The 25,506-nt window shown below is 56.5% G+C and carries 20 protein-coding genes and 2 pseudogenes; 12 read left to right on the forward strand and 10 right to left on the reverse strand.

Annotation, left to right across the window (positions count from 1 at the left end):
• Positions 1 to 114: 114 nt before the first annotated feature.
• The 4 genes from gap to DW082_RS01470 all read right to left on the reverse strand — a co-directional run bounded on the left by gap (position 115) and on the right by DW082_RS01470 (position 3,144).
• Positions 115 to 1,119 carry a type I glyceraldehyde-3-phosphate dehydrogenase gene (gap, locus tag DW082_RS01455; protein WP_055202537.1) on the reverse strand — a complete coding sequence of 335 codons (1,005 nt, stop codon included), beginning with the start codon at positions 1,117 to 1,119 and terminating at the stop codon, positions 115 to 117.
• A gap of 158 nt (positions 1,120 to 1,277) precedes the next feature.
• Positions 1,278 to 2,033 (reverse strand): ABC transporter ATP-binding protein, encoded by a 756-nt coding sequence (locus tag DW082_RS01460; protein ID WP_055202539.1) that lies wholly within the window; start codon positions 2,031 to 2,033, stop codon positions 1,278 to 1,280.
• A gap of 1 nt (position 2,034) precedes the next feature.
• Entirely contained in the window at positions 2,035 to 2,778 is a 744-nt protein-coding gene (locus DW082_RS01465; protein WP_055203506.1) for an ABC transporter permease, read from the reverse strand.
• 84 nt (positions 2,779 to 2,862) lie between these two features.
• Positions 2,863 to 3,144: a DUF4834 family protein gene (locus DW082_RS01470; protein WP_055202541.1), complete on the reverse strand. Its 282-nt coding sequence runs from the start codon at positions 3,142 to 3,144 to the stop codon at positions 2,863 to 2,865.
• A gap of 250 nt (positions 3,145 to 3,394) precedes the next feature.
• On the opposite strand from DW082_RS01470, the gene purB reads away from it, so the two are divergent.
• The 8 genes and pseudogenes from purB (at position 3,395) to DW082_RS01500 (ending at position 12,419) form a co-directional block, all read left to right on the forward strand.
• Positions 3,395 to 4,750 carry an adenylosuccinate lyase gene (purB, locus tag DW082_RS01475; protein ID WP_101571768.1) on the forward strand — a complete coding sequence of 452 codons (1,356 nt, stop codon included), beginning with the start codon at positions 3,395 to 3,397 and terminating at the stop codon, positions 4,748 to 4,750.
• 49 nt (positions 4,751 to 4,799) lie between these two features.
• Positions 4,800 to 4,958: a rubredoxin gene (rd, locus tag DW082_RS01480; RefSeq protein ID WP_055202543.1), complete on the forward strand. Its 159-nt coding sequence runs from the start codon at positions 4,800 to 4,802 to the stop codon at positions 4,956 to 4,958.
• A gap of 164 nt (positions 4,959 to 5,122) precedes the next feature.
• Complete coding sequence (locus DW082_RS01485) at positions 5,123 to 6,298, forward strand: multidrug effflux MFS transporter (RefSeq protein ID WP_101572051.1); 1,176 nt, start codon at positions 5,123 to 5,125, stop codon at positions 6,296 to 6,298.
• Positions 6,299 to 6,925: 627 nt separating this feature from the next.
• Positions 6,926 to 8,760 (forward strand): annotated as a pseudogene (locus tag DW082_RS01490) (family 78 glycoside hydrolase catalytic domain); the annotation flags it as partial.
• Between the two features lie 27 nt (positions 8,761 to 8,787).
• A complete protein-coding gene (locus DW082_RS14825) occupies positions 8,788 to 9,162 on the forward strand; it encodes an alpha-L-rhamnosidase C-terminal domain-containing protein (RefSeq protein WP_259335469.1) in 375 nt (124 codons plus the stop codon).
• Positions 9,163 to 9,172: 10 nt separating this feature from the next.
• Positions 9,173 to 10,966, forward strand: a complete 1,794-nt coding sequence (locus DW082_RS01495; protein ID WP_101571771.1) for a hypothetical protein — start codon at positions 9,173 to 9,175, stop codon at positions 10,964 to 10,966.
• Between the two features lie 11 nt (positions 10,967 to 10,977).
• On the forward strand, positions 10,978 to 11,694 hold the full coding sequence (locus DW082_RS14410; protein WP_182424058.1) for a hypothetical protein: 717 nt from the start codon (positions 10,978 to 10,980) through the stop codon (positions 11,692 to 11,694).
• Entirely contained in the window at positions 11,598 to 12,419 is an 822-nt protein-coding gene (locus tag DW082_RS01500) for a S9 family peptidase (RefSeq protein WP_182424059.1), read from the forward strand. Before DW082_RS14410 ends, DW082_RS01500 begins: the two co-directional genes overlap by 97 nt.
• 52 nt (positions 12,420 to 12,471) lie before the next feature.
• Here the strand turns inward: DW082_RS01500 and DW082_RS01505 are convergent, their stop codons facing one another.
• Positions 12,472 to 13,164 carry a YjjG family noncanonical pyrimidine nucleotidase gene (locus DW082_RS01505; RefSeq protein ID WP_182424060.1) on the reverse strand — a complete coding sequence of 231 codons (693 nt, stop codon included), beginning with the start codon at positions 13,162 to 13,164 and terminating at the stop codon, positions 12,472 to 12,474.
• 42 nt (positions 13,165 to 13,206) lie between these two features.
• Here DW082_RS01505 and DW082_RS01510 point away from each other — a divergent pair, with 42 nt between their 5' ends.
• Positions 13,207 to 13,887, forward strand: a complete 681-nt coding sequence (locus tag DW082_RS01510) for a DNA alkylation repair protein (RefSeq protein ID WP_055202554.1) — start codon at positions 13,207 to 13,209, stop codon at positions 13,885 to 13,887.
• Between the two features lie 21 nt (positions 13,888 to 13,908).
• Here the strand turns inward: DW082_RS01510 and DW082_RS01515 are convergent, their stop codons facing one another.
• The 5 genes from DW082_RS01515 to DW082_RS01535 all read right to left on the reverse strand — a co-directional run bounded on the left by DW082_RS01515 (position 13,909) and on the right by DW082_RS01535 (position 19,579).
• Positions 13,909 to 14,712, reverse strand: coding sequence for a hypothetical protein (locus DW082_RS01515; protein WP_145996519.1), 804 nt, complete (start codon positions 14,710 to 14,712; stop codon positions 13,909 to 13,911).
• Between the two features lie 39 nt (positions 14,713 to 14,751).
• Complete coding sequence (gene tsaE, locus DW082_RS01520; protein ID WP_055202558.1) at positions 14,752 to 15,174, reverse strand: tRNA (adenosine(37)-N6)-threonylcarbamoyltransferase complex ATPase subunit type 1 TsaE; 423 nt, start codon at positions 15,172 to 15,174, stop codon at positions 14,752 to 14,754.
• 125 nt (positions 15,175 to 15,299) lie between these two features.
• On the reverse strand, positions 15,300 to 17,111 hold the full coding sequence (locus DW082_RS01525) for a DUF4838 domain-containing protein (protein ID WP_101571778.1): 1,812 nt from the start codon (positions 17,109 to 17,111) through the stop codon (positions 15,300 to 15,302).
• A 97-nt stretch (positions 17,112 to 17,208) separates the two neighbouring features.
• A complete protein-coding gene (locus DW082_RS01530; protein ID WP_118457026.1) occupies positions 17,209 to 18,009 on the reverse strand; it encodes a creatininase family protein in 801 nt (266 codons plus the stop codon).
• 16 nt (positions 18,010 to 18,025) lie between these two features.
• The gene (locus DW082_RS01535; protein WP_055202564.1) at positions 18,026 to 19,579 is read right to left on the reverse strand and encodes a PglZ domain-containing protein; all 1,554 of its coding nucleotides are present in this window, start codon (positions 19,577 to 19,579) and stop codon (positions 18,026 to 18,028) included.
• Positions 19,580 to 20,018: 439 nt separating this feature from the next.
• Here DW082_RS01535 and DW082_RS01545 point away from each other — a divergent pair, with 439 nt between their 5' ends.
• The 3 genes and pseudogenes from DW082_RS01545 (at position 20,019) to mfd (ending at position 25,489) form a co-directional block, all read left to right on the forward strand.
• Positions 20,019 to 20,303 carry an HU family DNA-binding protein gene (locus DW082_RS01545; RefSeq protein WP_055202566.1) on the forward strand — a complete coding sequence of 95 codons (285 nt, stop codon included), beginning with the start codon at positions 20,019 to 20,021 and terminating at the stop codon, positions 20,301 to 20,303.
• A gap of 283 nt (positions 20,304 to 20,586) precedes the next feature.
• Complete coding sequence (locus DW082_RS01550) at positions 20,587 to 22,131, forward strand: Rne/Rng family ribonuclease (protein WP_101571782.1); 1,545 nt, start codon at positions 20,587 to 20,589, stop codon at positions 22,129 to 22,131.
• Positions 22,132 to 22,139: 8 nt separating this feature from the next.
• A pseudogene (gene mfd, locus DW082_RS01555) lies at positions 22,140 to 25,489 on the forward strand (transcription-repair coupling factor).
• Positions 25,490 to 25,506 lie beyond the last annotated feature (17 nt).

The raw sequence follows: 25,506 nt of genomic DNA on the forward strand, positions 1-25,506 counted from the left end.
CGCCGACATTATGCGGCATACGGCGAAACGGGCGCCGCAGACTGAGCGCCCGCGAAAACAAAGCGGGGGACGCCCCAAAGGCATCCCCCGCAAAAATACACCGTTGTTATAAAACTATTTCACGGTGTTCATGTATTCGATCAGCTCGAGCACTTTGTTCGAGTAACCCCATTCGTTGTCATACCACGAAACGACTTTCACGAAACGCGGAGAGAGCTGGATACCGGCTTTCGCGTCGAAAATCGAAGTACGCGCGTCGCCCAGGAAGTCCGAGGAAACCACGGCGTCTTCGGTGTAACCGAGGATGCCTTTCAGTTCGCCGTCGGCAGCTTCTTTCATGGCTTTGCAGATTTCGTCGTAAGTGGTATCCTTAGCCAGCGTACAGGTCAGGTCTACGACCGATACGTCCAGGGTCGGTACGCGCAGCGACATACCGGTCAGTTTGCCGTTCAGCGCAGGAATCACTTTACCTACGGCCTTAGCGGCGCCGGTCGACGACGGGATGATGTTGCCCGAAGCGGCGCGGCCGCCTCTCCAGTCTTTCATCGAAGGACCGTCTACGGTCTTCTGGGTAGCGGTGGTCGAGTGAACGGTGGTCATCAAACCTTCTACCATACCGAATTTATCGTTCAGCACTTTGGCGATCGGAGCCAGACAGTTCGTGGTGCAGGATGCGTTCGAAACGATCGTCTGACCGGCGTAAGTTTTGTTGTTCACGCCCATTACGAACATCGGGGTATCGTCTTTCGACGGAGCCGACATAACGACGCGTTTCGCGCCCGCTTTGATATGAGCTTCGGCTTTTTCCTTGGTCAGGAACAGGCCGGTCGATTCAACGACATATTCGGCGCCCACTTCGTTCCATTTCAGGTTTGCGGGATCTTTTTCAGCAGTTACGCGGATCGAGTGGCCGTTGACAACCAGTGCGTTTTCCTTCACTTCGATCGTGCCTTTAAACTGACCGTGCATCGTGTCGTAACGAAGCATGTAAGCCATGTAATCCACCGAAATCAGGTCGTTGATTCCGACGATTTCCAAATTGTCTTTGGCCATTGCGGCACGGAACACCAGGCGTCCGATACGGCCGAAACCGTTGATACCAATTTTAATCTTTGACATAATTCTACTTATTTTGAAAGGTTAATCAATTGCCGAAAAATACCTTATAATACACCGTTGCAAAAGTATATAAAAAACAGGGAGCCTGCAAAATTATTTTAAATTTTTTTAGTAAACCGCCTCTCCCGCGGAACGTCCGTTCGGTACGGCCCGCCCCGCTACATTTCCACCTCCCGGGCGCGCTTGGCCATCGCCGAAGCGAACACGAAATCGTTCAGCTCGCGGTTATCGGCATGCAGAATATCGTGCTTGGTGCCTTCCCACCATTTCTGCCCCTGATGGATAAAAATAATGTGTTCGCCGATCTCCATCACCGAGTTCATGTCGTGCGTGTTGATGATCGTCGTGATGTTGTATTCCTGGGTGATCTCCTGGATCAGGTTGTCGATCAGCACCGACGTCATCGGATCGAGCCCCGAGTTCGGCTCGTCGCAGAACAGGTACTTCGGATTCAGCACGATGGCGCGGGCGATCGCCACGCGCTTGATCATCCCGCCGCTGATTTCGGCCGGGTACAGATGGTTCACGTCGCCGAGGTTGACCCGTTTCAGGCAAAAATTCACCCGGTCGCGCTTCTCGCTCATGCTCATCGTCGTGAACAGGTCGAGCGGCAGCCGCACGTTCTCCTCGACGTTCGACGAGTCGAGCAGCGCGCCTCCCTGGAAAATCATGCCGACCTCCTCGCGGATCGCCTTGCGCTCCTTGAACGGCAGCCGGTTAAAACAAACGTCGTTATAGTAGATATTGCCGCTGTCGATCTTATGCAGCCCGACAAGCGACTTGAGCAGTACGGTCTTTCCAGAACCGCTTTGTCCGATAATCAGGTTGGTGATTCCGGGAGCGAAGTCGGCGGAAATGTCGTTCAGCACCACGCGTCCGTCGAAAGACTTTACGATATGTTCGGCTCGAATCATGCTATGTCAAAAGTAACTGTGTAAGAATCAGGTTAAATATCAGAATCACGATACTGCTGACCACGACGGCCTGCGTACTGGCCCGCCCGACTTCGAGCGAGTTGCCGTTGGCAAAATAGCCGTAAAAACCCGAAATGGACGTGATGATGAACGCGAATACGGACGACTTGATCAGCGAATAAGTGATGTAGAAAGGTTTGAACTGGTACTGCACGCCGACGATGTAGGAATCGGGATTCACCGCCCCGGTCAGTATGCTCACGACGTATCCGCCGGCCACGCCGATAATCATGCTCAGGATCGTCAGGAACGGGAAAAAGAATACGGTGCCGATGATCTTCGGCAGAATCAGGTAGCTCGCCGAATTGACGCCCATGATCTCCAGCGCGTCGATCTGCTCGGTAATCCGCATCGTACCGATTTCGGAAGCGATGTTCGACCCGACCTTTCCGGCCAGGATCAGCGCCACGACCGTCGAACTGAACTCCAGCAGCATCGACTCCCGCGCGGCATATCCGATCAGGTATTTCGGAATGAACGGCGACTCGAGGTTCAACGCCATCTGGATCGTAATCACGGCCCCCATGAAAACGGAGATGATCGCCACGATCCCGATCGAATTCAGCCCCAAATCCTGGATTTCGGCCAGTATCCGCTTCCGGTAGATGGCCATCTTCTCGGGCTTCGAGAAAACCTTCCCCATCAGCACGAAATAACGGCCTATCTGTTCAAACAGTTTTTTCATAATCAACATCCAAAATATCCGGCGACGGGTAACTTCCGCGACGGTTTCCACCGGCAAAATCGTCGCGGCGAACAGCCCGGAAGCCTAATTCGCCTCCTCCTTCACCTCCTCGTAATCGACGTAATCGCCGACGTTCCGGTTCACTTTTTTCTGCGCGGAAGCGGTTTGCCGCACGGTCACGTCGCCTTCCGGCTTCGGACGGCTGCTGCGGCCGAAACCCGTCCCCCACGTATAGGTACGCGAAAACCCGCCGCCACCTTCGGCGAACTCCCGCTGTTTCTTGCGGATCCAATAATTCAAAAACAACCGGCCGAGCAATCCGAACAGGTAAAACCCGACAATGATAAAAAACAATACCGTCAGCATAGCTCGTCAACCTAAAAATTCTCCGGAGCAAAAACCCTGCAAAGAATGTCCCCGGAATTTACAAAAGTAACATTTTAATTCCGGATTGCATAAAATTGCCCTCTTTTTGACACAATACGAAGTTGAAGGCACATTTATTGCAGATTACGCGGAGGTTTCGTATATTTGCATGACAGATCGAAAAAACCGGGACGCCAAGGCGCGCCTTGGTTTGTTTGTTTTCTATTGTGTGATTAAGAACCGTAAAAAAATGATGGAATTGTCTGAATTAACCGCCATATCGCCCGTCGACGGCCGTTACCGCAGCAAATGCGAAGTGCTGGCCGACTACTTCTCGGAGTTCGCGCTGATCCGCTACCGGGTGATGGTCGAAGTGGAATATTTTATCGCCCTGTGCGAATTGCCGCTGCCGCAACTCGCCGACGTGGACGCGTCGGCGTTCGAAGGGCTGCGCGACCTGTACCGCGACTTTTCGGAAGCGGACGCGCTACGCGTCAAAGAGATCGAGAAGACGACCAACCACGACGTGAAAGCCGTCGAATACCTCGTAAAAGAGAAAATGGAGCAGCTCGGTATCGGCGCGCACAAGGAGTTCGTGCACTTCGGGCTCACGTCGCAGGACATCAACAACACGGCGATTCCGTCGACACTGCGCGACGCGACCAACGACGTCTACTATCCGCTGATCGAACAACTGGTGGCCAAGCTCACGGCATTGTCGAAGGAGTGGGAAGAGATCCCGTTGCTGGCGCATACGCACGGGCAGCCCGCCTCGCCTACGAAACTCGGCAAGGAGATTTGCGTATTCGTCGAACGGCTGAACAAGCAAATCGCGCTGTCGCGCGCGATTCCGTCGCCGGCCAAGTTCGGCGGAGCCACCGGGAATTTCAACGCGCACGTAGCCGCTTACCCGGGCATCGACTGGATCGAATTCGCGAACCGTTTCGTCAACGACATCCTGCACCTGGAACGTTCGCAGGTCACCACGCAGATCGAGCACTACGACAACATCGCCGCGATCCTCGACAACTTCAAGCGGATCAATACGATCCTGATCGACCTGTGCCGCGATATGTGGACGTACATTTCGATGGAATACTTCAAACAGAAGATCAAAGCGGGCGAAGTCGGCTCGTCGGCGATGCCGCACAAGGTAAACCCGATCGACTTCGAGAACGCCGAAGGCAACCTCGGCGTGGCGAACGCCGTATTCGAACACCTGTCGTCGAAACTGCCGATCTCGCGGATGCAGCGCGACCTGACCGACTCGACCGTACTGCGGAACATCGGCGTGCCGATGGCCCATACGGTCATCGCCTTCAAGTCGATCCTCAAAGGGATGGACAAGCTGATCATCAACCTCGACGCGATCAACGAAGACCTCGAACACAACTGGGCGGTCGTCGCCGAAGGCATCCAGACGATTCTGCGCCGCGAAGCCTATCCGAACCCGTACGAGGCGCTGAAAGCGCTGACCCGCACCAACAAGCCGATCACCGAAGCCGATATCAAAGCGTTTATCGAAGGATTGGACGTGCCGGCAGGAGTCAAGGAAGAGCTCCGCAGGCTTTCGCCGCAGACCTATACCGGCGTGTGCAAATACTAAAACCGTTTTTACGCGACGCAATGTCTCACTCAATAAAATATCGAATACGATGAAAAAGTACAAATGCCAAGTATGCGGGTACATTTACGACCCGGAAGTGGGCGATCCCGACAACGGAATCGAACCCGGAACCGCTTTTGAAGACCTGCCCGACGATTGGGTATGCCCGTTGTGCCAGGAAGGGAAAGAAGTTTTCGAGGCCCTGTAATCCGCCACATGAAATTTCAGGCGGGACACGCTCTCCGGAGCGCGTCCCGCTTTCGTTTCCGGCAACCGCCGGAATCCGCCGCAACGCGTCGTACCGCAGTCCCTTCCTCTTCGGGGAACGGTTTTTACAAAAAATGGTTATTTTTGCGGGATAAAAATCCGACCATGAAAATCCATCGCCGCAACTCCCGCACTTTCCTGCTGATCATTCTCGGCATGCTGTCGGCGTTCGGCCCGTTCGTTACGGATTTTTACCTGCCGGGACTCCCGTCGATCGGCGACTACTTCGACGTGCCCGCATCGATGGTGCAACTGAGCCTGACGTCAAGTATGCTCGGCCTCGCCGGCGGCCAATTGCTGGTCGGCCCGATCAGCGACAAGTACGGCCGCAAACGGCCGATCCTCATCACGCTCGGCCTGTTCGTCGCGGCGACCGTCGCCTGCCTGTTCGCCTGGGACATCTATTCGTTCGTCCTGTTCCGACTGTTCCAGGGAATCGCCGGAGCAGGCGGGATCGTACTGTCGAAATCGGTCGCGGCCGATCTGTACGAAGGCAAGGAACTGCGCCGCTTTTTCTCGATGCTGATGGTCGTCAACGGGCTGAGCCCGATCCTCGCGCCGGTATTCGGCGGATTCCTGCTGAACTTTACCGACTGGCACGGCATTTTCGTGACGCTGCTCGTAATCGGCATCCTGCTTTTCGCCGTCAACCTGCGGATTAGCGAATCGCTGCTGAAACACCGACGGATACAAGGCAGCGTCTGGGGCACGTTCCGAGCTTTCGTTCCGATCCTCAGACACCGCCGGTTCATGTATTACGTACTGACGCAGGCTTTCGGGATGGGCGTATTTTTCACCTACATCGCCTCGTCGCCGTTTATCCTGCAACAGCATTATGGCCTCAGCCCGATCGGATACAGCGTCTGCTTCGCTACCAACGCAGCGGGCATCATCGTCGGCAGCTGGCTGGCCGGCCGGTTCCGCAGGGGAAGCAACGCGCTGTCGGCAGGCCTGTGGGGCCTGGTCGGTTCCGGCGTCCTGTGCGCGACGACCCTGCTGTGCGGACTTCCGTTCGGGTTCCTGGAGTCCACGCTTTTCCTGCTGATGGTCGCCATCGGCATGATCCTGCCGACCTCGACGGCCCTCGCGCTCGACATCGAACGCGAACACTCCGGCAGCGCTTCGGCCGTGATCGGGTTTTTCCAATTCCTCTCCGGCGCGATCGTTTCGCCGCTGACCGGTCTGGGCGATATCCTGTTGCTGACCGGTCTGCTGACCGTATGCTGTAGCGTCGTTTCGCTCTGTTTCGGAGCGCTGGCTTGCCGCCCCTCCCGAAACTGAACATCCCTTTACGCCCCTTCCCGGAAAATCCGTTTTGAGAAACGGTACAAAAAGCGTATTTTAGCACACGAATCAATCTTTTCAGCAATGAAAAACTTTTCGGCGATCCGTTCATACGGACTTTTAGGCATATTGCTGCTGCTCGGAACGGGCGCAGCACAAGGACAATCCTTCGGCGCAGACAAACTCAAATGCGAGCAGGAGACCGACCCGATCGGCATCGAAACCCAAACGCCGCGTTTCAGTTGGCAGTTGTACGCCCCGACGCGGGGCGCCGTACAGACCGCTTACCAGATCATCGTTTCGGACACGCCGGAAGCGGTCGAACGCGGCACGGGCAACGTGTGGGACAGCAAAAAAATCGCTTCGTCGCAATCGCTACTCGTCCCTTACGCAGGCGAACCGCTTGAAGCGGCAAAAAAATACTACTGGAGCGTCCGCGTATGGGACGGCACGAAAAAAGCGTCCCCGTGGGCGCGCACCGCATCTTTCGCAATGGGACTGCTATCGCAGGCCGACTGGTCGGGAGCACGGTGGATCGCATTCGAACCCGACATCGACAGCCTGACGGTGACCGACGGACTGGGACGTCACCTGCCGGTGATCGGCCGCTACAAACTGCCGCAAATGCGGCGCGAATTTCCGGTGAACAAGCCGGTGCGCCGCGCGACGGCCTACGTTTGCGGGCTCGGTCAGTTCGAACTGTTCCTCAACGGCACCAAGACCGGAGATCATTTTCTGGACCCGGCCTGGACGAAATTCGATAAAGAAGCGCAGTACGTGTCGTTCGACGTGACCGACCGACTGAAACAGGGGAAAAACGCCATAGGCGTGATGCTCGGCAACGGTTTTTTCAATATCCCGAACGAACGCTACACGAAATTCGTCGGATCGTACGGCGCTCCGAAAATGCTTCTGAAGATGGAAATCGAGTACGAAGACGGCACGTCGGACACGATCGTATCGGACGCGTCGTGGAAAACCACGCAAAGCCCGATCACTTTTTCGAGCATCTACGGCGGCGAGGATTTCGATGCGAACCTCGTGCAGCAAGGTTGGAAAGAGGCCGGATTCGACGACAGCGGATGGCAGGATGCGGTTCTCACGAAATTCGACAGCCCGCTGCGCTCGCAGCGTACCACGCCGCTGAAAATCCGCCAGGCATTGCCGACCGTGCGCAAATATGAAAACAGCCGGGGCAATTACCTGTACGACCTCGGGCAGAATGCGTCGGGCATCGTCCGCTTGACGGTCAAAGCCAACGGCAAACATACGGTACGGATGTTCCCTTCCGAATTACAAGGCGGCGACAGCACCGCGAACCAACGTTCGTCGGGAGGCCCTTATATACTCAGCTACACGACGCTCGGTACCGGCGAGCCGGAAACCTGGCAGCCGCAGTTCACCTACTACGGTTTCCGCTACGTAGAAGTCGAAGGAGCCGTTCCGGCCGGCGAGCCGAACCCGGACGGACTGCCCGAAATCGTCGAACTGACCGGTCTGCATACGACCAACTCCGCCGCGCCGGTCGGCGCGTTCGCCTGCTCGAACCCGTTGTTTAACCGGATTTACGAGTTGATCGATTGGGCGATCCGCAGCAATTTTTCGAGCGTGTTCACCGACTGCCCGCACCGAGAGAAACTGGGATGGCTCGAACAGTCTCACCTGATCGGACCGTCGGTGCAGTTCGGCTACGACATCTCGCGGGCATTCCCGAAGATCGTCGGCGACATGGCGACGGCGCAGCACGCGGACGGCATGATCCCGACCATCGCCCCGCAATACACGGTCTTCTCGGAAGGTTTCCTGGACACTCCGGAATGGGGAAGCGCCTACATCCTGATCCCGTGGTACCTTTACCAATGGTACGGCGATACCCGCCCGCTGGAAGAGAATTACGACAAAATGGCTCGATACGTAGACTACCTGTCGTCGAAAGCCGACGGTCATATCGTCGCCTACGGCCTCGGCGACTGGTGCGATATCGGCCCCGGCGAACCGGCGCACTCGCAACTCACGTCGAACGGAGTCAGCGCGACGGCCATCTACTACTACGACATCTGCACCATGAAACGGGTCGCCGAACTGTTCGCAAAACGGAGGACGCCGCTCGTTACGACGCGCTGGCCGCACAGGTCAAGCAGGCGTTCAACGACAAATATTTCGATAAAAATACGAAAAAATACGACCGAAACAGCCAGGCGGCCAACGCCATGGCGCTCTACATGGGACTGGTCGAACCCGAAAACAAACCGGTCGTACTGCAAAACCTGATCGACGACATCCGCAGCCGCGGCAACGCGCTGACGGCCGGTGACGTCGGCTACCGCTACGTCGTGCAGGCCCTGCTCGACAATGGGGCGTCGGACGTGCTGTTCGACATGAACAGCCGCTACGACGTGCCGGGATACGGCTACCAACTGGCCTGCGGCGAAACGGCGCTGGCCGAATCGTGGATGAGCAAGGACTACCTGTCGCACAACCACTGTATGCTCGGCCACCTCTATTCGTGGCTGTTCAACGGACTGGGAGGATTGTCGCAGGCTCCGGGATCGGTCGGCTATAAAGAGGTTGTGATCGACCCGCAGGTCGTCGGCGACATCCGCAGCACCCGCGTCGCGTTCGAATCGCCGTACGGACTGATCCGCAGCGAATGGAACGATACGCCGCAGACGTTCCGGCAGACGGTCGAAATCCCGGGCAACGCCTCGGCGCTCGTCTACTTGCCTACAGCCGATCCGGAAGCCATTTCCGAAAACGGGCAGCCGCTGGACAAGATCGAAGGCATTACCGTCGAACGGAAGGGCGACCGCACCGTATTGCACGTCGGATCGGGCGTCTACAACTTCTCGGTACGGAAATAACCGCCGACCGATGAAAACGATCCCGGCCCTACTGACGGCAGGAATCCTGCTGCTGGCATACGACGGCATCCGGGCCGGAACGCCGGACGGAACTTGCGGCGCAACGGGGATTTCGCCGCAGGTCTCGGCTTTCGGCGATCCGCTGGTAGCGACGGACGCTCTCGGGCGCGAGTTGCCGAACTACGCACAGACCGGCGGAGAAAAGCCGAACCGCTACGTCGGTCTGTTCTACTGGCTGTGGCACGGGCCGTTGCGCAACGACACGCCGGACTACGACATTTCGAAAACGCTGCGAAAAGAGCCGGATCGCACGCAATGGCCGCACCTGGCTTACTATTGGGGGGAACCCGAGCTCGGATATTACCGCTCATCGGACGCGTACGTCATGCAGAAACACCTGAGCTTGTTCTGCCTCGTGGGCATCGACTTCCTGTTTCTCGACTTCACGAACCTGGTAATGGACAAGGACGAACTGCGCCTGCTGTTACGGCTGACGGGCAATATGAGGCGCAACGGATACGATCCGCCCCGGCTCGTGCCTTTTTTCAACACGAATCCCGTCCCGAAACTGGAGGAGTTTTACACGGAATTTTACCGCGACACCGCTTACCGGGACGCATGGTTCGTACTCGACGGGAAACCGCTGGTGCTGTCGCCCGTACAGCATCCCTCCGACCGGAAAATCAACGACGCCTTTACATGGCGTCGGATGTGGGCCGGCAAGGACGCCGACGGGTTTTGGCACTATTTCGACGACTATCCGCAGACGCCCGCCCTGCGCCCCGACGGGGCGGCCGAACAGATCGCCGTGGCCGCCGGCAAGGGAGCCCCGTTATGGGACTACCCGGCCTACGGTTCGAAAAGTTCCACGCGGGACAGCACGCCCGCATACGACCGCTACTGGAACAGCCCACGCTCCGGCGAAGGCCTGTTTTTCGAAGAGCAGTGGAAAGGGGCCGAACGTTTCCGTCCGCTGATCGTCTGCGTTACCGGATGGAACGAATGGAAAGCCGAGGCATGGCCGGCCACCGCCGAACTCGTGGCGGGCGGCATCACTTTCCAGAACCGGAAACTGGCCGAGGGCGAGACCTACTTCGTCGACGAGTTCAACGAGGAGTTCAACCGCGACCTGGAGCCGCAGGCCGGAAAAAATTCGGACAACTATTTCTACCAACTGGCCGCCCACGTCCGCCGTTACAAAGGGATGAAACCGCCTCCGGAAGCCTCGCCCCGCAAGACGATCGCGATCGACGGCCGCTTCGACGAGTGGGCCGACGTGCAGCCCCGCTTCGAGGATTTCGTCGGGGAACTTCAAATGCGGGACAACGACGGCGCGCCGCAGGGCATCCGCTACGTCAACCGTACCGCCCGCAACGACATCGCCGAATCGCGTGTGGCCTGCGACGACAAATTCATCTATTTTTATGTCAAAACCGTCGAACCGATGACCTGCTGGCGGGAGCCGAACTGGATGCTGCTTTTCATCGACGGCGACCGGGACAAAAAAACCGGCTGGGAAGGATACGATTTCGCCGTCAACCTGGAGATCCGGTCGCCGGAAAAAACCATGCTGAAACGGCGCGACGGCGACCGCTGGACGACCGTTGCGCCCTGCCGGTACCGGCAGCGAGGGAACGAGATGGAGATCGCCGTCCCGAAAAAGTTGCTCGGCCAAGGCGATCGGCCGGATTTCTATTTCCATTGGGCCGACAATATCCGGAAGCCGGACGACATCGCCGAATTTTTCCTGAACGGGGAATCCGCTCCGGAACGACGTTACAACTACCATTACAAAGCCAAATAATCAGTGGAAAAATGTACCCGATCAAAAAAATATTGTTGATATTTCTGCTGAGTACGCCGGTAATTGCCGTCAGCCGGACGGCAGAGCCATTGCAACCAAATTTTTACGAAGGAGATGCGGTCGCCGGAGCCCACCGGCTCCGGATGCAGTTCATCGTACAAAAAGACCCTTCGGGAAACTTTTCAGCGAAGATGAATGTCCCGGCACAGGGCACATTCGATTATCCGGCGACGGTCGGTTATGAACAAGACAGCGTGGTATTCAGGGTAGAGAAACCCGCAGATGCTTATTTTAAAGGCAAAATAAAGGCGGACAGCATCGTAGGCGAATGGCATAACTACGGTAAAAAATTCCCGCTGACGCTCCGCAAATCCGTCGACCGGATCAAACTGCGCCCGCAATACCCGCAACCGCCTTTCCCCTACGCCGAACAGGATGTCATTTATTACAACGGTGACTCCTCGATCCGCTACGGCGCCACGCTGACGTTGCCGGAAAAAGGGGAGCGATTTCCGGTCGCACTGCTGATCACCGGCAGCGGGCGGCAGGACCGGAACGAAACGCTGTTCGATCACCAGCCGTTCCGCGTAATCGCCGACTACCTGGACGCCGCGGAATCGCCGTACTGCGCGTGGACGACCGCGGATGCGGCCAGACGACCGGGGATCTGCGGCAGGCTACATCCGAGGATTTCGCCCGCGACGTACTGGAAGGCGTCCGTTATCTGAAAAACCGGCCCGAAATCGACCCGGCGAAGATCGGACTGGCCGGACACAGCGAAGGAGGACTGATCGCGCTGATCGCCGCGCAGGACAATCCGGACATCGCCTTTATCGTTTCGCTGGCAGGACCGGGCGTGCCGGGTATCGAAATATTCCTGTCCCAGCAGGAACACGCCCTGAAAAAAATCATACAGGATCAAACGACCATCGATTTGTCACAATCGTTGAACAGGATCATCTTCTCCGACCTGATTGCAAACCCGCAGCAAAAAGCGGAGGTTATTTACTCCCGAAGGCTGAAGGAATGGGTTTCAGGGCAGGACAGCAATACCGTGAAAAAGATGATGCCGACATTCAAAAGCGAACAAGATCTCGAACCGGACTCGCTGACGAAGGCTGTGGGTCGGATGAATCTCCCGTGGTACAGGTATTTTATGGCTTCCGATCCGGGCAAGCTGATCGGGCAGGTACGCTGCCCGATGCTGATTCTGAACGGGGAGAAAGACATGCAGGTCTACTGCGACCTGAATATGGACGGCCTCGAAAAGAGCTGCCGCGAAGCGTGTAAAACGAATGTGGAATTCCGCCGGTTCCCCGGGCTGAACCACCTTTTTCAGCACTGCGAAACGGGAGAACCGGACGAATACGGCAGCATCGACGAAACGTTCGCTCCGGAAGCGCTCGACCTAATCGCCGAATGGATCGGGAAAACGACCGGCAGTTCCCACTGACCTTCCCCCATAACAACGGAACGAGGGCGGAGAGTGCAGAAAACACTGTCTTCTAAAATATTCCCAGTAATTCAGGCAGGGCCGAAACTTCGTAGGTCGCGTCAATCTCGCGGACTTCGCCGAGCGGATTGAACCAGACGGAGTCGATGCCGGCGTTCGACGCGCCGAGGATATCGGTTTGCGGATCGTCCCCGATCATCACGGCCTCATCGGCCCCGACGCCCGCCGCACGGAGGGCATACCCGAAGATTACCGGCGACGGTTTGTTCGCACCGGCCTCCTCCGAGCAGACGACGCCCCGGAAATAACGGTAAAGGCCGCACTCTTTCAATTTGATATATTGCGTCTCTCTGAATCCGTTGGTCACGACGTACAGCGGATAGCGTCCGCTCAGCTCCCGGACTACCTTCTCGGCATACGGAATCAGATTCGTAAAAGTCGGCGCAAGGCGGACGTAATCGTCCCCCAACCGCCGCGCCAACTCCGTATCGTGTACGCCGATCGCAGCCAGCATCTCCTCGAAACGCGCATTGCGCAGGGTCTCGCGGTTCACTTTGCCGTCGCGGTACTCTTCCCACAGCCGGGCGTTGCTCGTTTCGTAATAACCGAAACAATCGTCGAAATCGGGGCAGAAACGCTCCAGCCGGTAACGGTCGTACAACACCCGCAGAGCCTCCTTCTGATTCCGCTCCACATCCCACAGGGTTCTATCCAAATCGAACAGCAAACAATCGTACCTTTTCACTTTATGATTAATTTTGCTCCAAAGATAACACAACCCGAACTCATGGACAAAACGACCGAATTGATCGAACTGCTCAAATCGCACGCCTCGCCCGACCACCTGGCAAAAATGAAACGTTTCGGAATCCCGGACGAACGGGCGCTGGGCGTCCCGGTGCCGCAACTGCGGAAGATCGCCAAGCCTTACAAAAGACAGCACGAATTGGCGTTGAGTCTTTGGGAGACAGGTTGGCACGAAGCCCGGTTGCTGGCTCCGATGATCGCCGATCCGGCCCGGACGACGCCGGAGCTGGCCGACCGCTGGACGGACGGTTTCGACGCTTGGGACATCTGCGATATGTGCTGCCAGAACCTGCTGCGGCATACACCGTTCGCATTCGACAAAATTTACGCTTATGCTCCCCGCGAAGAGGAGTTCGTCCGCCGAACGGCCTTCGCGCTGATCGCCACGCTGGCCGTCGGAGACAAAAAAAGCGGCGATGAAAAATTCATCCCGCTTTTCGATCTGATCGAAACCGCTTCCGCCGACCCCCGGAATTTCGTTCGCAAGGCGGTCAACTGGGCGCTACGGCAGACCGGCAAGCGTAACCTGCGGCTCCACACGCAGGCCGTCGCACTGAGCCGCCGCTTGGGGGCGTCCGCCGACCGGACGGCTGCATGGATCGGCCGCGACGCGCTGCGCGAACTCTCCGACCCGAAAATCATTGCCCGGATCAAGCCGTAGACAGCGGCGGCACGATACGGATTACTCCCCGAAATCGACCCGCACGTTGAACCATTTGCTCTTGTTGCGGTAATAGACGTTGAACCCCTGCTGGTCGAACCCGACCACGCGGTATTTGTCGTCGATCACGATCAACCCGTTTTCGCCGGTCAAGTTTTCGATCGTAAAAGGCTTGTTGGTCTTAAATTTCGCATATTCGGTAGAACTGCCGCCGAGGCTGACCTCGAGCACCTGAGTCATCTTTCCCTTGTGCCGATCGAGCAGCTCCTTGAAGGCGTTGAAATCGGGCAGCCGGTTCGTATAGGCGACGCCCGTAAGGTTCGTCTCGGCCGAACTGGACGAGAAATAACCGATCTTATTGCCTTCGGTGCGCTGGTTGGTCAGGTAGACGGCGTTCGCTCCCATCATCGCAGCCACCATTTTAAGCTTCCGGTACGCCCGGTTCTTCACTCGCTCCTGATTGGACAGTTCGGTGGTTCCCACCGCTTTGGCGCTGACATCCCCCACTTTGAAAAGCCCTTTCACCTCGCTTTCGACGGCCGTCACGGTCACTTTTTCGTAATCGTCGACGCCCTTGACCGCATTGAACGAAGTCGCCTCGGCAAAAACCTGAACCCGGCCGTTCTTAAAGACGATCTTCTGGACGGCATTTTTATAAATACTGTTCAGAAGCTCTTCCCCCGGATGCACGTACACCACAGAGCTCTCCTTGATCTCCTTGACGATACACGGGATCTTTTCGTTGTTCGAGAAAATCGTATCCGTCTGTCCGAAAGCCCGGACGGAGAAAAGCAGCAGGACGAACAAAAACGCACTCTTTGTCATATTCATATAGTTTAACCTTAATCAGTCTTTCAATTCGTCTCAGTCCTGAGGATCGATCTCGATCGTCCGCGAATCCTCGCCGGTCACTTCGATACGTACCGTCATCGCATCGTCCGGCAGCAGGCTTTCAATCTTTTCGGGCCACTCGACCAGGCACAGGTCGCCGCCGTAGAAATACTCCTCGTACCCGAAATCGAAAGCCTCCTCGATCCGGTCGATCCGGTAAAAATCGAAATGATACACCGGCGGAATCCCCTCTCCGCGATATTCGTTGACGATGGCGAACGTCGGGCTGGTCACCGTATCGGTTACGCCCAGCGCATCGCAGATCGCACGGATCAACGTCGTCTTGCCGGCTCCCATTTCGCCGCGGAAAGCCACGACGGAACGTCCGTCGAGCGACTCCAGAATCGCGGCCGCCGCCTTGGGCAGATCGTCCGTCGAACCTATCTTCAGTATCATAAAATCGTTTTATCAAAATTCAGCGACTCGCCGTTTCCGGTACTTTCCGGGATACGGGGCAAAGATAAACGTTTCCTTTCGAATTCCACAACAAACTCCGGTTTCCCGGAACATTCGTTTCGACTTTATTTCCGGGTCGCCGCTTCCAGCGCCTCGCGGGTCTGCCGGCAATACTCGTCGGGCGACACGCCTCCTTCGACGAAATGCCGAATCTTCACTTTATTGCATAACGCATGGAAATCGTCCAGCAGGGTCGTTATTTCGGGACGCACCCTCCAGCGGCCGTCCGCCTGTTCGAACACCCGGTCTTCGGCGGTACCGCGCGCCTTGGCGATCTCGAAAAGCGAAAAGGTCAGCGGCAAGCGAGCCACCCGCACCCGTTCGAGCACGTCGGGTTTCGATACGACCGCTTTTTCGGCTTCGTCGAACAGAACTTCGTAACGGGCAAAAAGCTCCGGACGCATATATCCCTTCTCGTAATGATCGTACGGCTTGCCGTAAATAGTCAGCGGCAGGCCCGACTTTTCGAGTTCGTCGTGCATCAGGTCGATATAAGCCGCAATATGCGGCCCCGCTTCCTCGTAATACCCGGACAGGAAATCGGCCAGTTCGGCGCGGATATCGACATCGGGATTCCACAGCAGCCGGGCCACCAAGTAAGGCCGCAATTCGCAGAATTCACCGCCTTTGCTGATATTGCCTTGCTGAAACTGGGCCGTCACGCCGTTGCGGACGAAATACTGCATGTTCGGCTGCAACGTGCGCAGGTTCGGATACGGGGCCATCAGATTCGAAAACTGAATCACGTAATCCCACATCAGGATACTTTTGGCGATTTTCCCCCACTCCTCGAAATCGGTGCGGAACGCCCGGCTGGTCGGATCGGTTTCGATCGGCCGATGGCGGTTGCACTCGATGTCGCACAGCATGATATTGACGTTGTCGGCCGGGCGAATTCCTTTCGGGGCCGTACGACTGTAACGGTAGGCAAGCGTCGAAATCATTTTGTCCGGGAACCGAGCGGCCACGCGGTTGGCGAAAGCGACGACCGAACCGCTCGGAGCGCCGGCCTGCTCGTCCAACTCCCGGCAGGAGGGACAGGCGCAGTTATAGCCGTGCTCGGCATAAGTGTCGTTCTGACTGACCGACCAATAAAGGGCGTCGGGCTGCTCGCGCATCCTGTCGCCGAGGTTTTCGACGACCGTCTCCAGCACGTCCGGGTCGGTCAAGCACAACTGCGCGCAAAGGTGACCGTCGGCCTGCATGCCGACCCGTTTGCCGTCGACCAGGGCGTAATATTCCGGATGTTCCGCAAAATACCGGTCGGGCGGCAGCAACTGCGCGAACGTATGCACCCACATGCCCCAGTCGGGTTTCATGTGATCGAGCTTATGCCAATCCGCATAGAACGGATCGTCGGCCACTTCGTAAAAGACGTTCCGGTAGAGGTTGACCGGCACCTGGCGGTCGGCGATCCCGGCTGCGACCGTCACCTTCGCGAGCGTCGGATATTTGAACACGGTCGGCGAATAACAGCGGTAACCGAGGTATTTGTCGAAAAACGTATAAACGCCGTACAACACCCCCTTTTCGCTGCCGCCGCGGATCGAGAGCGATTTGCGGTCGGTGCGGATCACGAACCCGTCCTGCTGCAGGCCGGAAGTATCGGCGGCGGAATTCGACCGCGACGTATTGCCGATCACGATCTCCCGCGCCGAAGGACGGCGGGCGTCGGTACAGACGGGCAGTTCGACCGAAGAACTCAGCGCGAACAGCCGCCGGAACTCGTCGGCCGCTTTTTTCTCGACCGGGGTGGCTTTTTCGGGAATGATAATTACATAACCGCTCTTACCGTGCGAGGCGAGCGTCAGTCCGCCGGCGCGGACGAAACCGGTTCCGGCCGCCAGCAGGCAAAAGACAAGCAGAATATTTTTCATAGCGGAAAAGGTTAGTGATTGTAGGCAAACCGACGACGCCCTCGGGCGCGACGCCGGCCGCCGTTTACAAAGCTACGAAAAATTCCGGACGAATCCGTTAAAAACGATCTGTTTCCGGGCGTCGCTCTCCGTAAATGCCGTCGGGCGCGGCGAGGTCGGCGAACAACCGCACCAGCCGGTCGACGACCGCTTCGGCGTAACGCGCCCCCTTTTCGGGCGAAGATTTCAGCGGATTGCCGATGCCCGTATCCTCCGACACCCGGTTCCAATCGCGCGGCACCCATGCCGTCCGGTCGTTCAACGACTCCACGGCGAACGGCTCCGAACGGCCGTCGCCGGCGCGTTCGATATCCACCAGTTCCGGATGGTAATGCATCATCAGCGAAGTCTCCATTTCCCCGGCGTGGTCGTCCCTTTCCTCGAAAAAATCCCGCTGCGGAACGATCCCGAACGAATCGGAAACAGCGATCAGGAAATCGGGGTATTCGAACGCCAGATCGCGCACCATGTTACGGAACGAATTGCCGCCATGTCCGTTCAGCACGATCAGCCGCGAAAGCCCTTGCCGCCGCAGCGAAGCGACGATGTCGCCCAACACGGCGCGCTGGGTTTCGTAGCGGGCATGCAGACAAAACGGCTTGTCCCACTGTCCCGGATTCTGCGCCCCCAGCGTAACGGGCGGCAGCACGACCGCGCGAACGCGGCGTTCGCGCCACAGCCTCGCCGCCGCGTCGACGGCCAGGCTCTGCGCCAGCAAGCAATCGGTCAGATACGGCAGGTGCAGGTTGTGCGGCTCCGTAGCGCCCCAAGGCAACACCGCCAGACGGTACGTTCCGCCCCTGAGGTCGGCATAGCAGCAGCGGGTAAGATCGACGCCGCGTTCATCGGGATTCTCCATAACGGCAAACGGTCGGTTATCGAGGTTTCAACACCAGGAACGGCACGATCATCTCTTCCATCGAAATGCCGCCGTGCTGGAACGTATTGTTGTAATAGCGGACGAACTGATTCGTATTGTTCGGATAAACGAAGAAATCGCGGTTGTAGGCGAAAATGTAAGTCGACGTGATGTTCGACTTCGGCAGGTGCGCCAGCTCCGGCTTGGTGATCGCAAAAACTTCTTTCTGATTGAAGCCGAGGTTGCGCCCGGTCTTGTAGCGCAGGTTCGACGAAGTCGCGCGGTCGCCCTGCACGCGCACCGGATTATCCACCTGGATCGTACCGTGATCCGACGTGATGATGATCGTATGGCCGCGCTCGGCCAGCAGCCGCATCAGCTCCAACAGGTCGGAATGCTCGAACCACGAGCGGGTCAGCGAACGAAAAGCCGCTTCGTCCTCGGCCAGGTCGCGGATAATCTGCGTCTCGGTGCGGGCATGGGACAGAATATCGAGGAAATTGTAGACGATCACCGAGAAATCGGCATTATGTACCTTGTCGATATTCTCGATCAGTCGTTTCCCGGAATCCGTCTTGACGATCTTGTCGAAAAACAGGCTGTATCCCTTCCCCTGCGACTGGATTTGGCGGCGCAGGAAATCCTCTTCGTGCTGGTTTTTACCGCCTTCTTCATCGTCGTTCAGCCACAGGTCGGGCATGATCTTGTCGATCGCGGCCGGCATCAGTCCGGCAAAGATCGCATTGCGCGCGTACTGTGTCGCCGTCGGCAGGATGCTACAGTAAAAATCCTCCTTTTCGACTTCGAACAGGCTATGCAACACCGGCTGGATCACCCGCCACTGGTCGTACCGGAAATTGTCGATCAGAAAAAACGTAGTCTTCGGAGCGGCGTCCACCACCGGGAACACTTTTTTGCGAATCAGGTTCTGCGACATCACCGGCGTATCGTCGTCGGGCTTCGCGAACCAGTCCAGATAACGGTTTTTGATAAATTTGGCAAATTCGTTGTTCGCTTCGTTCTTCTGGTAAGAGAGAATCTCGCGGACGCCCGGATCGGTCGATTCGGAGAGCTCCATCTCCCAGTTATACAGCTTGCGGTAGATCTGCACCCAATCGGCGAACGTCCGCGCATCGGCGAACGACGACGAAATGCGCCCGAACTCGCTGCGGTAATCGGCCGTGGTCTGTTCGGTGACCAACTGCTGGCTGTGGACGTTCTTTTTGATCGACAGCAACACCTGATTCGGATTAACCGGCTTGATCAGGTAGTCGGCGATCTTCGATCCGACCGCTTTGTCCATGATGTTCTCCTCCTCGCTTTTGGTAACCATGATCACCGGGGTCATCGGCCGCAACTCCTTGATCCGGGGCAGCGTTTCGAGCCCCGTCAGCCCCGGCATCATCTCGTCGAGGATCACCAGGTCGAACTGCCGCGCAGCCACCAGGTCGATCGCATCGTAACCGTTGTTGCAGGTCTCCACGTCATAACCTTTTCCCTTCAAAAACAGGATATGGGGTTTCAGCAGATCAATCTCGTCGTCCACCCATAAAATTTTAGCACCGCTCATAACTCCTCCGAATTTTACTAACAAAGATAATTATTTTCCAGCCAACCCACCGAATACAAAGTCCGTAATGCGGCCGTTTGTTTCGATTATAATGCAAAAATCAGCCGTTTATTGCCCGCTGAAAGACTATAAAACGTTTTGCCGCGTTATACTTACGGCAGGCGCCGAAAGACACGAATCTAACAGACAGCGACTTACCCTTCCACAGAACGGTTATTCGTCTCAGAATAAGATTTATAAACGAAAATCGGGCCGGCGTGATTTTTGGGCTGATTTTTGCGAAACCTCAGGGTATAGAAACGAAATAGGACAGAAAGAGTTAGCGCGCTCGGAAATCCAAAAAAAAAAGTTGTTTTTATCGTTGGAATCAAAAATTAAATGTATCTTTGCACTCCAGCGGGAGTTTTGAAAATAAGTTAAACTAAAAATACTTGTAATTATGACTAAGGCGGACATCGTTAATGAAATCGCAAAAAGCACGGGCGTCGAAAAGGCGCAGGTGCAGCAGATCGTGGAATCTTTCATGGAAAGCATCAAAGATTCGCTGACGGCCAATAAGAACGTATACCTGAGAGGTTTCGGCAGCTTCATCGTTAAGAAAAGAGCTGAAAAAGTAGCCCGTAACATCTCGAAAAATACGACGATCACAATTCCTGCCCACAACATCCCGGCGTTCAAACCGGCCAAGAGCTTTGCGGGCAAGGTGAAAGCTAACACCAAATAGTAACCTTATTTATTAAATTTTTCAATCATGCCAAGCGGTAAAAAAAGGAAAAGGCATAAAATGTCTACCCACAAACGGAAAAAACGTCTGAGAAAAGACAGACACAAAAAGAAAAAGTAGGTCGCATATTTTATGCATCTTTAGTATTATAAACCTAAAGAGCCCTTCGGGGTCTTTAGTTTATTGCATAATAAACAGCCAGTGATCACTTCTCCCCCACGACCGCCCGCGCAAAGGATCGCCAAGCGACGACGGCGGATCGTGACGAAACCTCAAACAACTGATGAATAAAGAATTAATAATCAATGTAACCTCCAACGAAATCACCATCGCCCTGTTCGAAGACAAACAGCTTGTCGAACTGAACAAGGAAAAATGCAAAACGGGATTTGCCGTCGGCGATATCTATCTGGGAAAAGTCAAGAAGATCATGCCCGGGTTGAACGCCGCGTTCGTCAACGTAGGATACGAAAAAGACGCATTCATCCACTACCTGGATCTCGGCCCTCAGTTCACCACCCAGCAGAAGCTGGTCAACATACTGACCAACAACAAGAAAATCCCGAACTTCGAAACCATGCGCCTCGACAAGGCGATGGGCAAGAACGGGAAAATATCCGGATTCATCGCCAGCGGACAATCGATCCTGGTACAAATCGCCAAAGAGGCCATCTCGACGAAAGGGCCCCGTCTGACCTGCGACATGTCGCTCGCGGGGCGCAACGTCGTACTGATCCCGTTTTCGAACAAGGTATCCATTTCGCAGAAAATCCGTTCGGCCGAAGAGCGCAAACGGCTCAAGCGCATCGCATCGGAAGTGCTGCCGAACAACTACGGCGTGATCATCCGCACCGCGGCGATGGGACAGCAGGACGAAGAGATCAAGCACGACATCCTGTCGCTGATCGAACGCTGGAAAAAAGTCATATCGGGCGTCCGCAACAGTACGGCTCCCGCCCTGATCCTCAACGAAGAGAACCGAACGACCACCATCATACGCGATCTGCTGAACGGTTCGTTCAGCAGCATTTGCATCGACGACCAGACCGTCTACGAAGAAGTGCGCGAATACATTCGCACGATCGCTCCGGAAAAGGAAAAAATCGTCAAGCTCTATAAAGGCAACGTTCCCATTTTCGACAATTTCGACGTATCGAAACAGATCATGTCGCTTTTCAGCAAATACGTCTCGCTGAAAAAGGGAGCCTACCTGATCATCGAACATACCGAAGCGCTACACGTGGTGGACGTCAACAGCGGCAACCGCGCCAAAGTGGACAACGACCAGGAGCAGACGGCCATGGACGTCAACCTGGCGGCGGCGGCCGAGATCGCACGGCAGTTGCGCCTGCGGGATATGGGCGGTATCATCGTGATCGACTTCATCGACCTGCACAAAAGCGAAAACCGCACGGCGCTGGTCGAAAAGATGCGCGAGATGATGGCGAACGACCGCGCCAAGCACACCATCCTGCCGCTATCGAAATTCGGCCTGATGCAGATCACCCGCCAACGGGTGCGTCCCGAGACGCACATCGACATGCGCGAAACCTGCCCGGCCTGCCACGGCACCGGACTGGTCACGCCGGCCGCGCTGCTCGATACGCAAATCGAAAAACAGATCGCCTACTACGCGAAAGAGAAAAAACTCGACTACATCAAGCTCCGAGTCAACCCGGTCGTAGCCGCCTTCCTGACCAAAGGGGTATTCTCGCTGCGGCTGCGCTGGATGCTGAAATACCGGTGCGCCATCCGCATCGTTAAAAACACGACCACCGGCATCATCGAAACCCGTTATTTCAACCGGAAGGACGAAGAATTGTTCTGAACCGCACCATGACCACCGACGAACTGCTGCAACTTTTTACCGGCGAAAAAGCTTACCGGCAACTGGCCGCGGAGATCCGTCCCGGCCGCAGCGTCGGACTGGCTTCGCTGGCCGGATCGTCGCTGTCGCTGGTCGCGGCAGCAGCCGTGCGGCAAACCGGAGGGCTGCACGTCTTCGTCATGGAAGACCGGGACGCGGCGGGCTACTTGTACAACGATCTGTTTCCGCTGCTGGGCGAAGAACGACTGCTGTTTTTCCCGACCGGCTACAAACGTTCGATCCAATTCGGACAGGAAGATCCGTCGGGGATCGTACAGCGAACGGCGGCGCTGAACGCCGTAAAAAACAACGACGGCGGCGCGCTGGCGCTCTGCACCTATCCGGAAGCGCTGGCCGAAAAAGTCGTCGGCCAGCAGCAGCTCCGCGAAAGCATCCTGACGCTGCGCAGAGGCGACCGTCTCTCGACGGCATTCGTCGAAGAAATCCTCACGACGAACCGTTTCGAAAGGGTCGATTTCGTTTACGAACCGGGACAATACTCGGTACGCGGCGGAATCATCGACATTTTTTCGTTTTCGTCCAACGTGCCGTACCGCATCGACTTTTTCGGCGATGAGATCGACTCGATCCGCCCGTTCGACATTTCGACGCAACTCTCGACCGGGAAACTCGCCGAAGTCGAAATCGTCCCGAACCTGAAGGACATCGCCAATGCGTCGGCCCGCGTTTCGTTCGCCACGTTCGCCGGACAGGCCGTCTACTGGATCGCCGACGGCGAATACACGCTGAAACGATTCAACGACATCCGCACCAAAATACTCGGCGACCTCGAAAATCCGTCCGAAATCGACCGGATGGTCACCAGTCGCAAAGAATTTTTAGAAAACAGCGGCAAGGCGACCTTCATCCTGCTCAACGACAACATCACCGAACGCGCCGCAGACGTCCGGATCGCCTTCAATACTTCGCCGCAGCCGCAGTTCAACAAGAATTTCGAACTGTTGGCCGAAGACATCACACGAAACCGCGAAAACGGATACGAAACTTTTTTCCTGACCGAAAATAAAGCCCAACTGGAACGCCTGGGCAATATTTTCAATTCGATCGGCGCCAAACAGGTCCGGTTCGGATCGGTGCCGTTGACGCTGCACGCCGGATTCATCGACCACATTTCGCAAAAGTGTTTTTATACCGACCACCAGATCTTCGACCGTTATCAGCGCTATCGCATCCGCGGCGAACTGGACCGCAGCGAAAGTCTGACGATCCAGGAGCTTAACTCGCTGAAGGTAGGCGATTACGTGGTACACATCGACCACGGCGTAGGACGCTTCGGCGGACTGACGCGCACGGTCGAAAACGGCAAGGTACACGAAGCGATCAAGCTGGTCTACCGCGACAACGACGTGCTGCTGGTCAACGTACACGCGCTGCACCGCATTTCGAAATACAAAGATAAGGAGAGCGAACCGCCGAAAATCTACAAGCTGGGATCGGGCGCCTGGCAGCGGATGAAGCTGAACACGAAAAAGGCGGTCAAGGACATCGCCCGCGAGCTGATCGCGCTGTACGCCAAACGCAAGGCGAGCGAAGGTTTCGCATATTCGCCGGACAGTTACCTGCAGCACGAACTGGAAGCCTCGTTCATCTACGAAGATACGCCCGACCAGCAGACCGCCACGCAACTGGTCAAGCAGGATATGGAGAGCCGCACGCCGATGGATCGGCTGATCTGCGGCGACGTCGGCTTCGGCAAGACCGAGATCGCGATCCGGGCCGCTTTCAAGGCAGTCACCGACTCGAAACAGGTCGCCGTACTGGTTCCGACCACGATCCTCGCCTTGCAGCATTACCGAACGTTCAACGACCGGTTGAAAGAATTCCCCGTGCGGATCGAGCACCTGAGCCGCGTGAAAAGCGCGAAAGAGGTGCGGCAGATCGCCGACGACCTGGCCGCCGGCAAGATCGACATTCTGGTCGGAACGCACAAACTGCTCGGCAAAAGCATCGAATTCAAGGATCTGGCCTGCTGATTATCGACGAAGAACAAAAATTCGGCGTAGCGGCCAAAGAGAAACTGCGCCACCTGAAAGCCAACATCGACACGCTGACGATGACGGCCACCCCGATCCCGCGTACGCTGCAATTCTCGTTGATGGGTTCGCGCGACTTGTCGGTCATTTCAACGCCGCCGCCGAACCGCCAGCCGATCGCCACCGAGAGCCACCTGTTCGACGAGGAGATCATCCGCGAAGCGATCGGATACGAGCTCTCCCGCAACGGGCAGGTCTATTTCGTCCACAACCGCGTCGAGACGATCGGCAACATCGAACGCCTCGTGAGGAAGCTGTGCCCGGAAGCGCGCGTTGGCGTCGGGCACGGGCAGATGAACCCGCAACAGCTCGAACAACTGATGATGGACTTCATTTACGGGGAGTTCGACGTGCTGGTAGCCACTTCGATCATCGAATCGGGAGTGGACGTGCCGAACGCGAACACGATCATCATTGACAATGCCCAAAACTTCGGCCTGAGCGACCTGCACCAATTGCGCGGCCGCGTCGGGCGGTCGAACCGCAAGGCGTTCTGCTACCTGCTGACGCCGCCGGACGAAATGCTGTCGTCCGACGCACGACGCAGGCTGCGGGCCATCGAAGAGTTCTCCGACCTCGGCGCGGGATTCAACATCGCCATGCAGGATCTGGACATCCGCGGCGCAGGCAACCTACTGGGCGGCGAACAGAGCGGTTTCATCGCCGATATCGGCTTCGAAACCTATCAGAAAATCCTGAACGAGGCGATCGCCGAACTGCGCGAAGAAGAATTCGCGAAAACCGGCGAAACGCCCGGCGAAACGGCGCCGCCGCAACCGGCCACGTACATCTCCGACACGCAGATCGACACCGACCGCGAAGCCTTTATCCCGGACGCTTACATCAGCAGTTCCGCCGAGAAAATCCGCCTGTACCGCGAACTCGACCACATCACAGACGACCGGCGGCTGGCCCTTTTCGAGAAAAATCTGATCGACCGTTTCGGCCCGGTTCCGGAAGCGACCCGCGAGTTGTTCGACATCGTTCGGATGCGGTGGGTATGCATCGAACTCGGGTTCGAGAAAGCGATCGTCAAAAACGGCATCATGATCCTGAAATTCATCGAAAACCAGCATTCGGCCTACTACAAAAGCACGGTATTCGGCAACATCCTGAAAATCGCGACGCGCCCCGACAGTAAATTTATTTTCAAACAGAACAATAATAAGCTGTCTATTGTAGTTAGAAATATAAAAAACATATCCGAAGCGACTGCGAACCTTTGCGAACTGGCAGCCAAAGTCCACGGGGAAGGGGTCGTTTAGCGGGATTTCGTACCGGA

The sequence above is a fragment of the Alistipes sp. AF48-12 genome (genome assembly GCF_003477565.1).
Lineage (GTDB): Bacteria > Bacteroidota > Bacteroidia > Bacteroidales > Rikenellaceae > Alistipes_A > Alistipes_A hominis.

Excerpts from the sequence above, each read along its gene's own strand:
- gap (WP_055202537.1), bottom strand. The coding sequence starts at position 1,119 with ATGTCAAAGATTAAAATTGGTATCAACGGTTTCGGCCGTATCGGACGC.
- DW082_RS01525 (WP_101571778.1), bottom strand. The coding sequence starts at position 17,111 with ATGAAAAATATTCTGCTTGTCTTTTGCCTGCTGGCGGCCGGAACCGGT.
- DW082_RS01485 (WP_101572051.1), top strand. The coding sequence starts at position 5,123 with ATGAAAATCCATCGCCGCAACTCCCGCACTTTCCTGCTGATCATTCTC.
- rd (WP_055202543.1), top strand. The coding sequence starts at position 4,800 with ATGAAAAAGTACAAATGCCAAGTATGCGGGTACATTTACGACCCGGAA.
- DW082_RS01465 (WP_055203506.1), bottom strand. The coding sequence starts at position 2,778 with ATGAAAAAACTGTTTGAACAGATAGGCCGTTATTTCGTGCTGATGGGG.
- DW082_RS14825 (WP_259335469.1), top strand. The coding sequence starts at position 8,788 with ATGCTCGGCCACCTCTATTCGTGGCTGTTCAACGGACTGGGAGGATTG.
- DW082_RS01550 (WP_101571782.1), top strand. The coding sequence starts at position 20,587 with ATGAATAAAGAATTAATAATCAATGTAACCTCCAACGAAATCACCATC.
- DW082_RS01545 (WP_055202566.1), top strand. The coding sequence starts at position 20,019 with ATGACTAAGGCGGACATCGTTAATGAAATCGCAAAAAGCACGGGCGTC.
- DW082_RS01495 (WP_101571771.1), top strand. The coding sequence starts at position 9,173 with ATGAAAACGATCCCGGCCCTACTGACGGCAGGAATCCTGCTGCTGGCA.
- DW082_RS01470 (WP_055202541.1), bottom strand. The coding sequence starts at position 3,144 with ATGCTGACGGTATTGTTTTTTATCATTGTCGGGTTTTACCTGTTCGGA.
- DW082_RS01515 (WP_145996519.1), bottom strand. The coding sequence starts at position 14,712 with ATGACAAAGAGTGCGTTTTTGTTCGTCCTGCTGCTTTTCTCCGTCCGG.
- DW082_RS14410 (WP_182424058.1), top strand. The coding sequence starts at position 10,978 with ATGTACCCGATCAAAAAAATATTGTTGATATTTCTGCTGAGTACGCCG.
- purB (WP_101571768.1), top strand. The coding sequence starts at position 3,395 with ATGATGGAATTGTCTGAATTAACCGCCATATCGCCCGTCGACGGCCGT.
- DW082_RS01460 (WP_055202539.1), bottom strand. The coding sequence starts at position 2,033 with ATGATTCGAGCCGAACATATCGTAAAGTCTTTCGACGGACGCGTGGTG.
- tsaE (WP_055202558.1), bottom strand. The coding sequence starts at position 15,174 with ATGATACTGAAGATAGGTTCGACGGACGATCTGCCCAAGGCGGCGGCC.
- DW082_RS01530 (WP_118457026.1), bottom strand. The coding sequence starts at position 18,009 with ATGGAGAATCCCGATGAACGCGGCGTCGATCTTACCCGCTGCTGCTAT.
- DW082_RS01535 (WP_055202564.1), bottom strand. The coding sequence starts at position 19,579 with ATGAGCGGTGCTAAAATTTTATGGGTGGACGACGAGATTGATCTGCTG.
- DW082_RS01510 (WP_055202554.1), top strand. The coding sequence starts at position 13,207 with ATGGACAAAACGACCGAATTGATCGAACTGCTCAAATCGCACGCCTCG.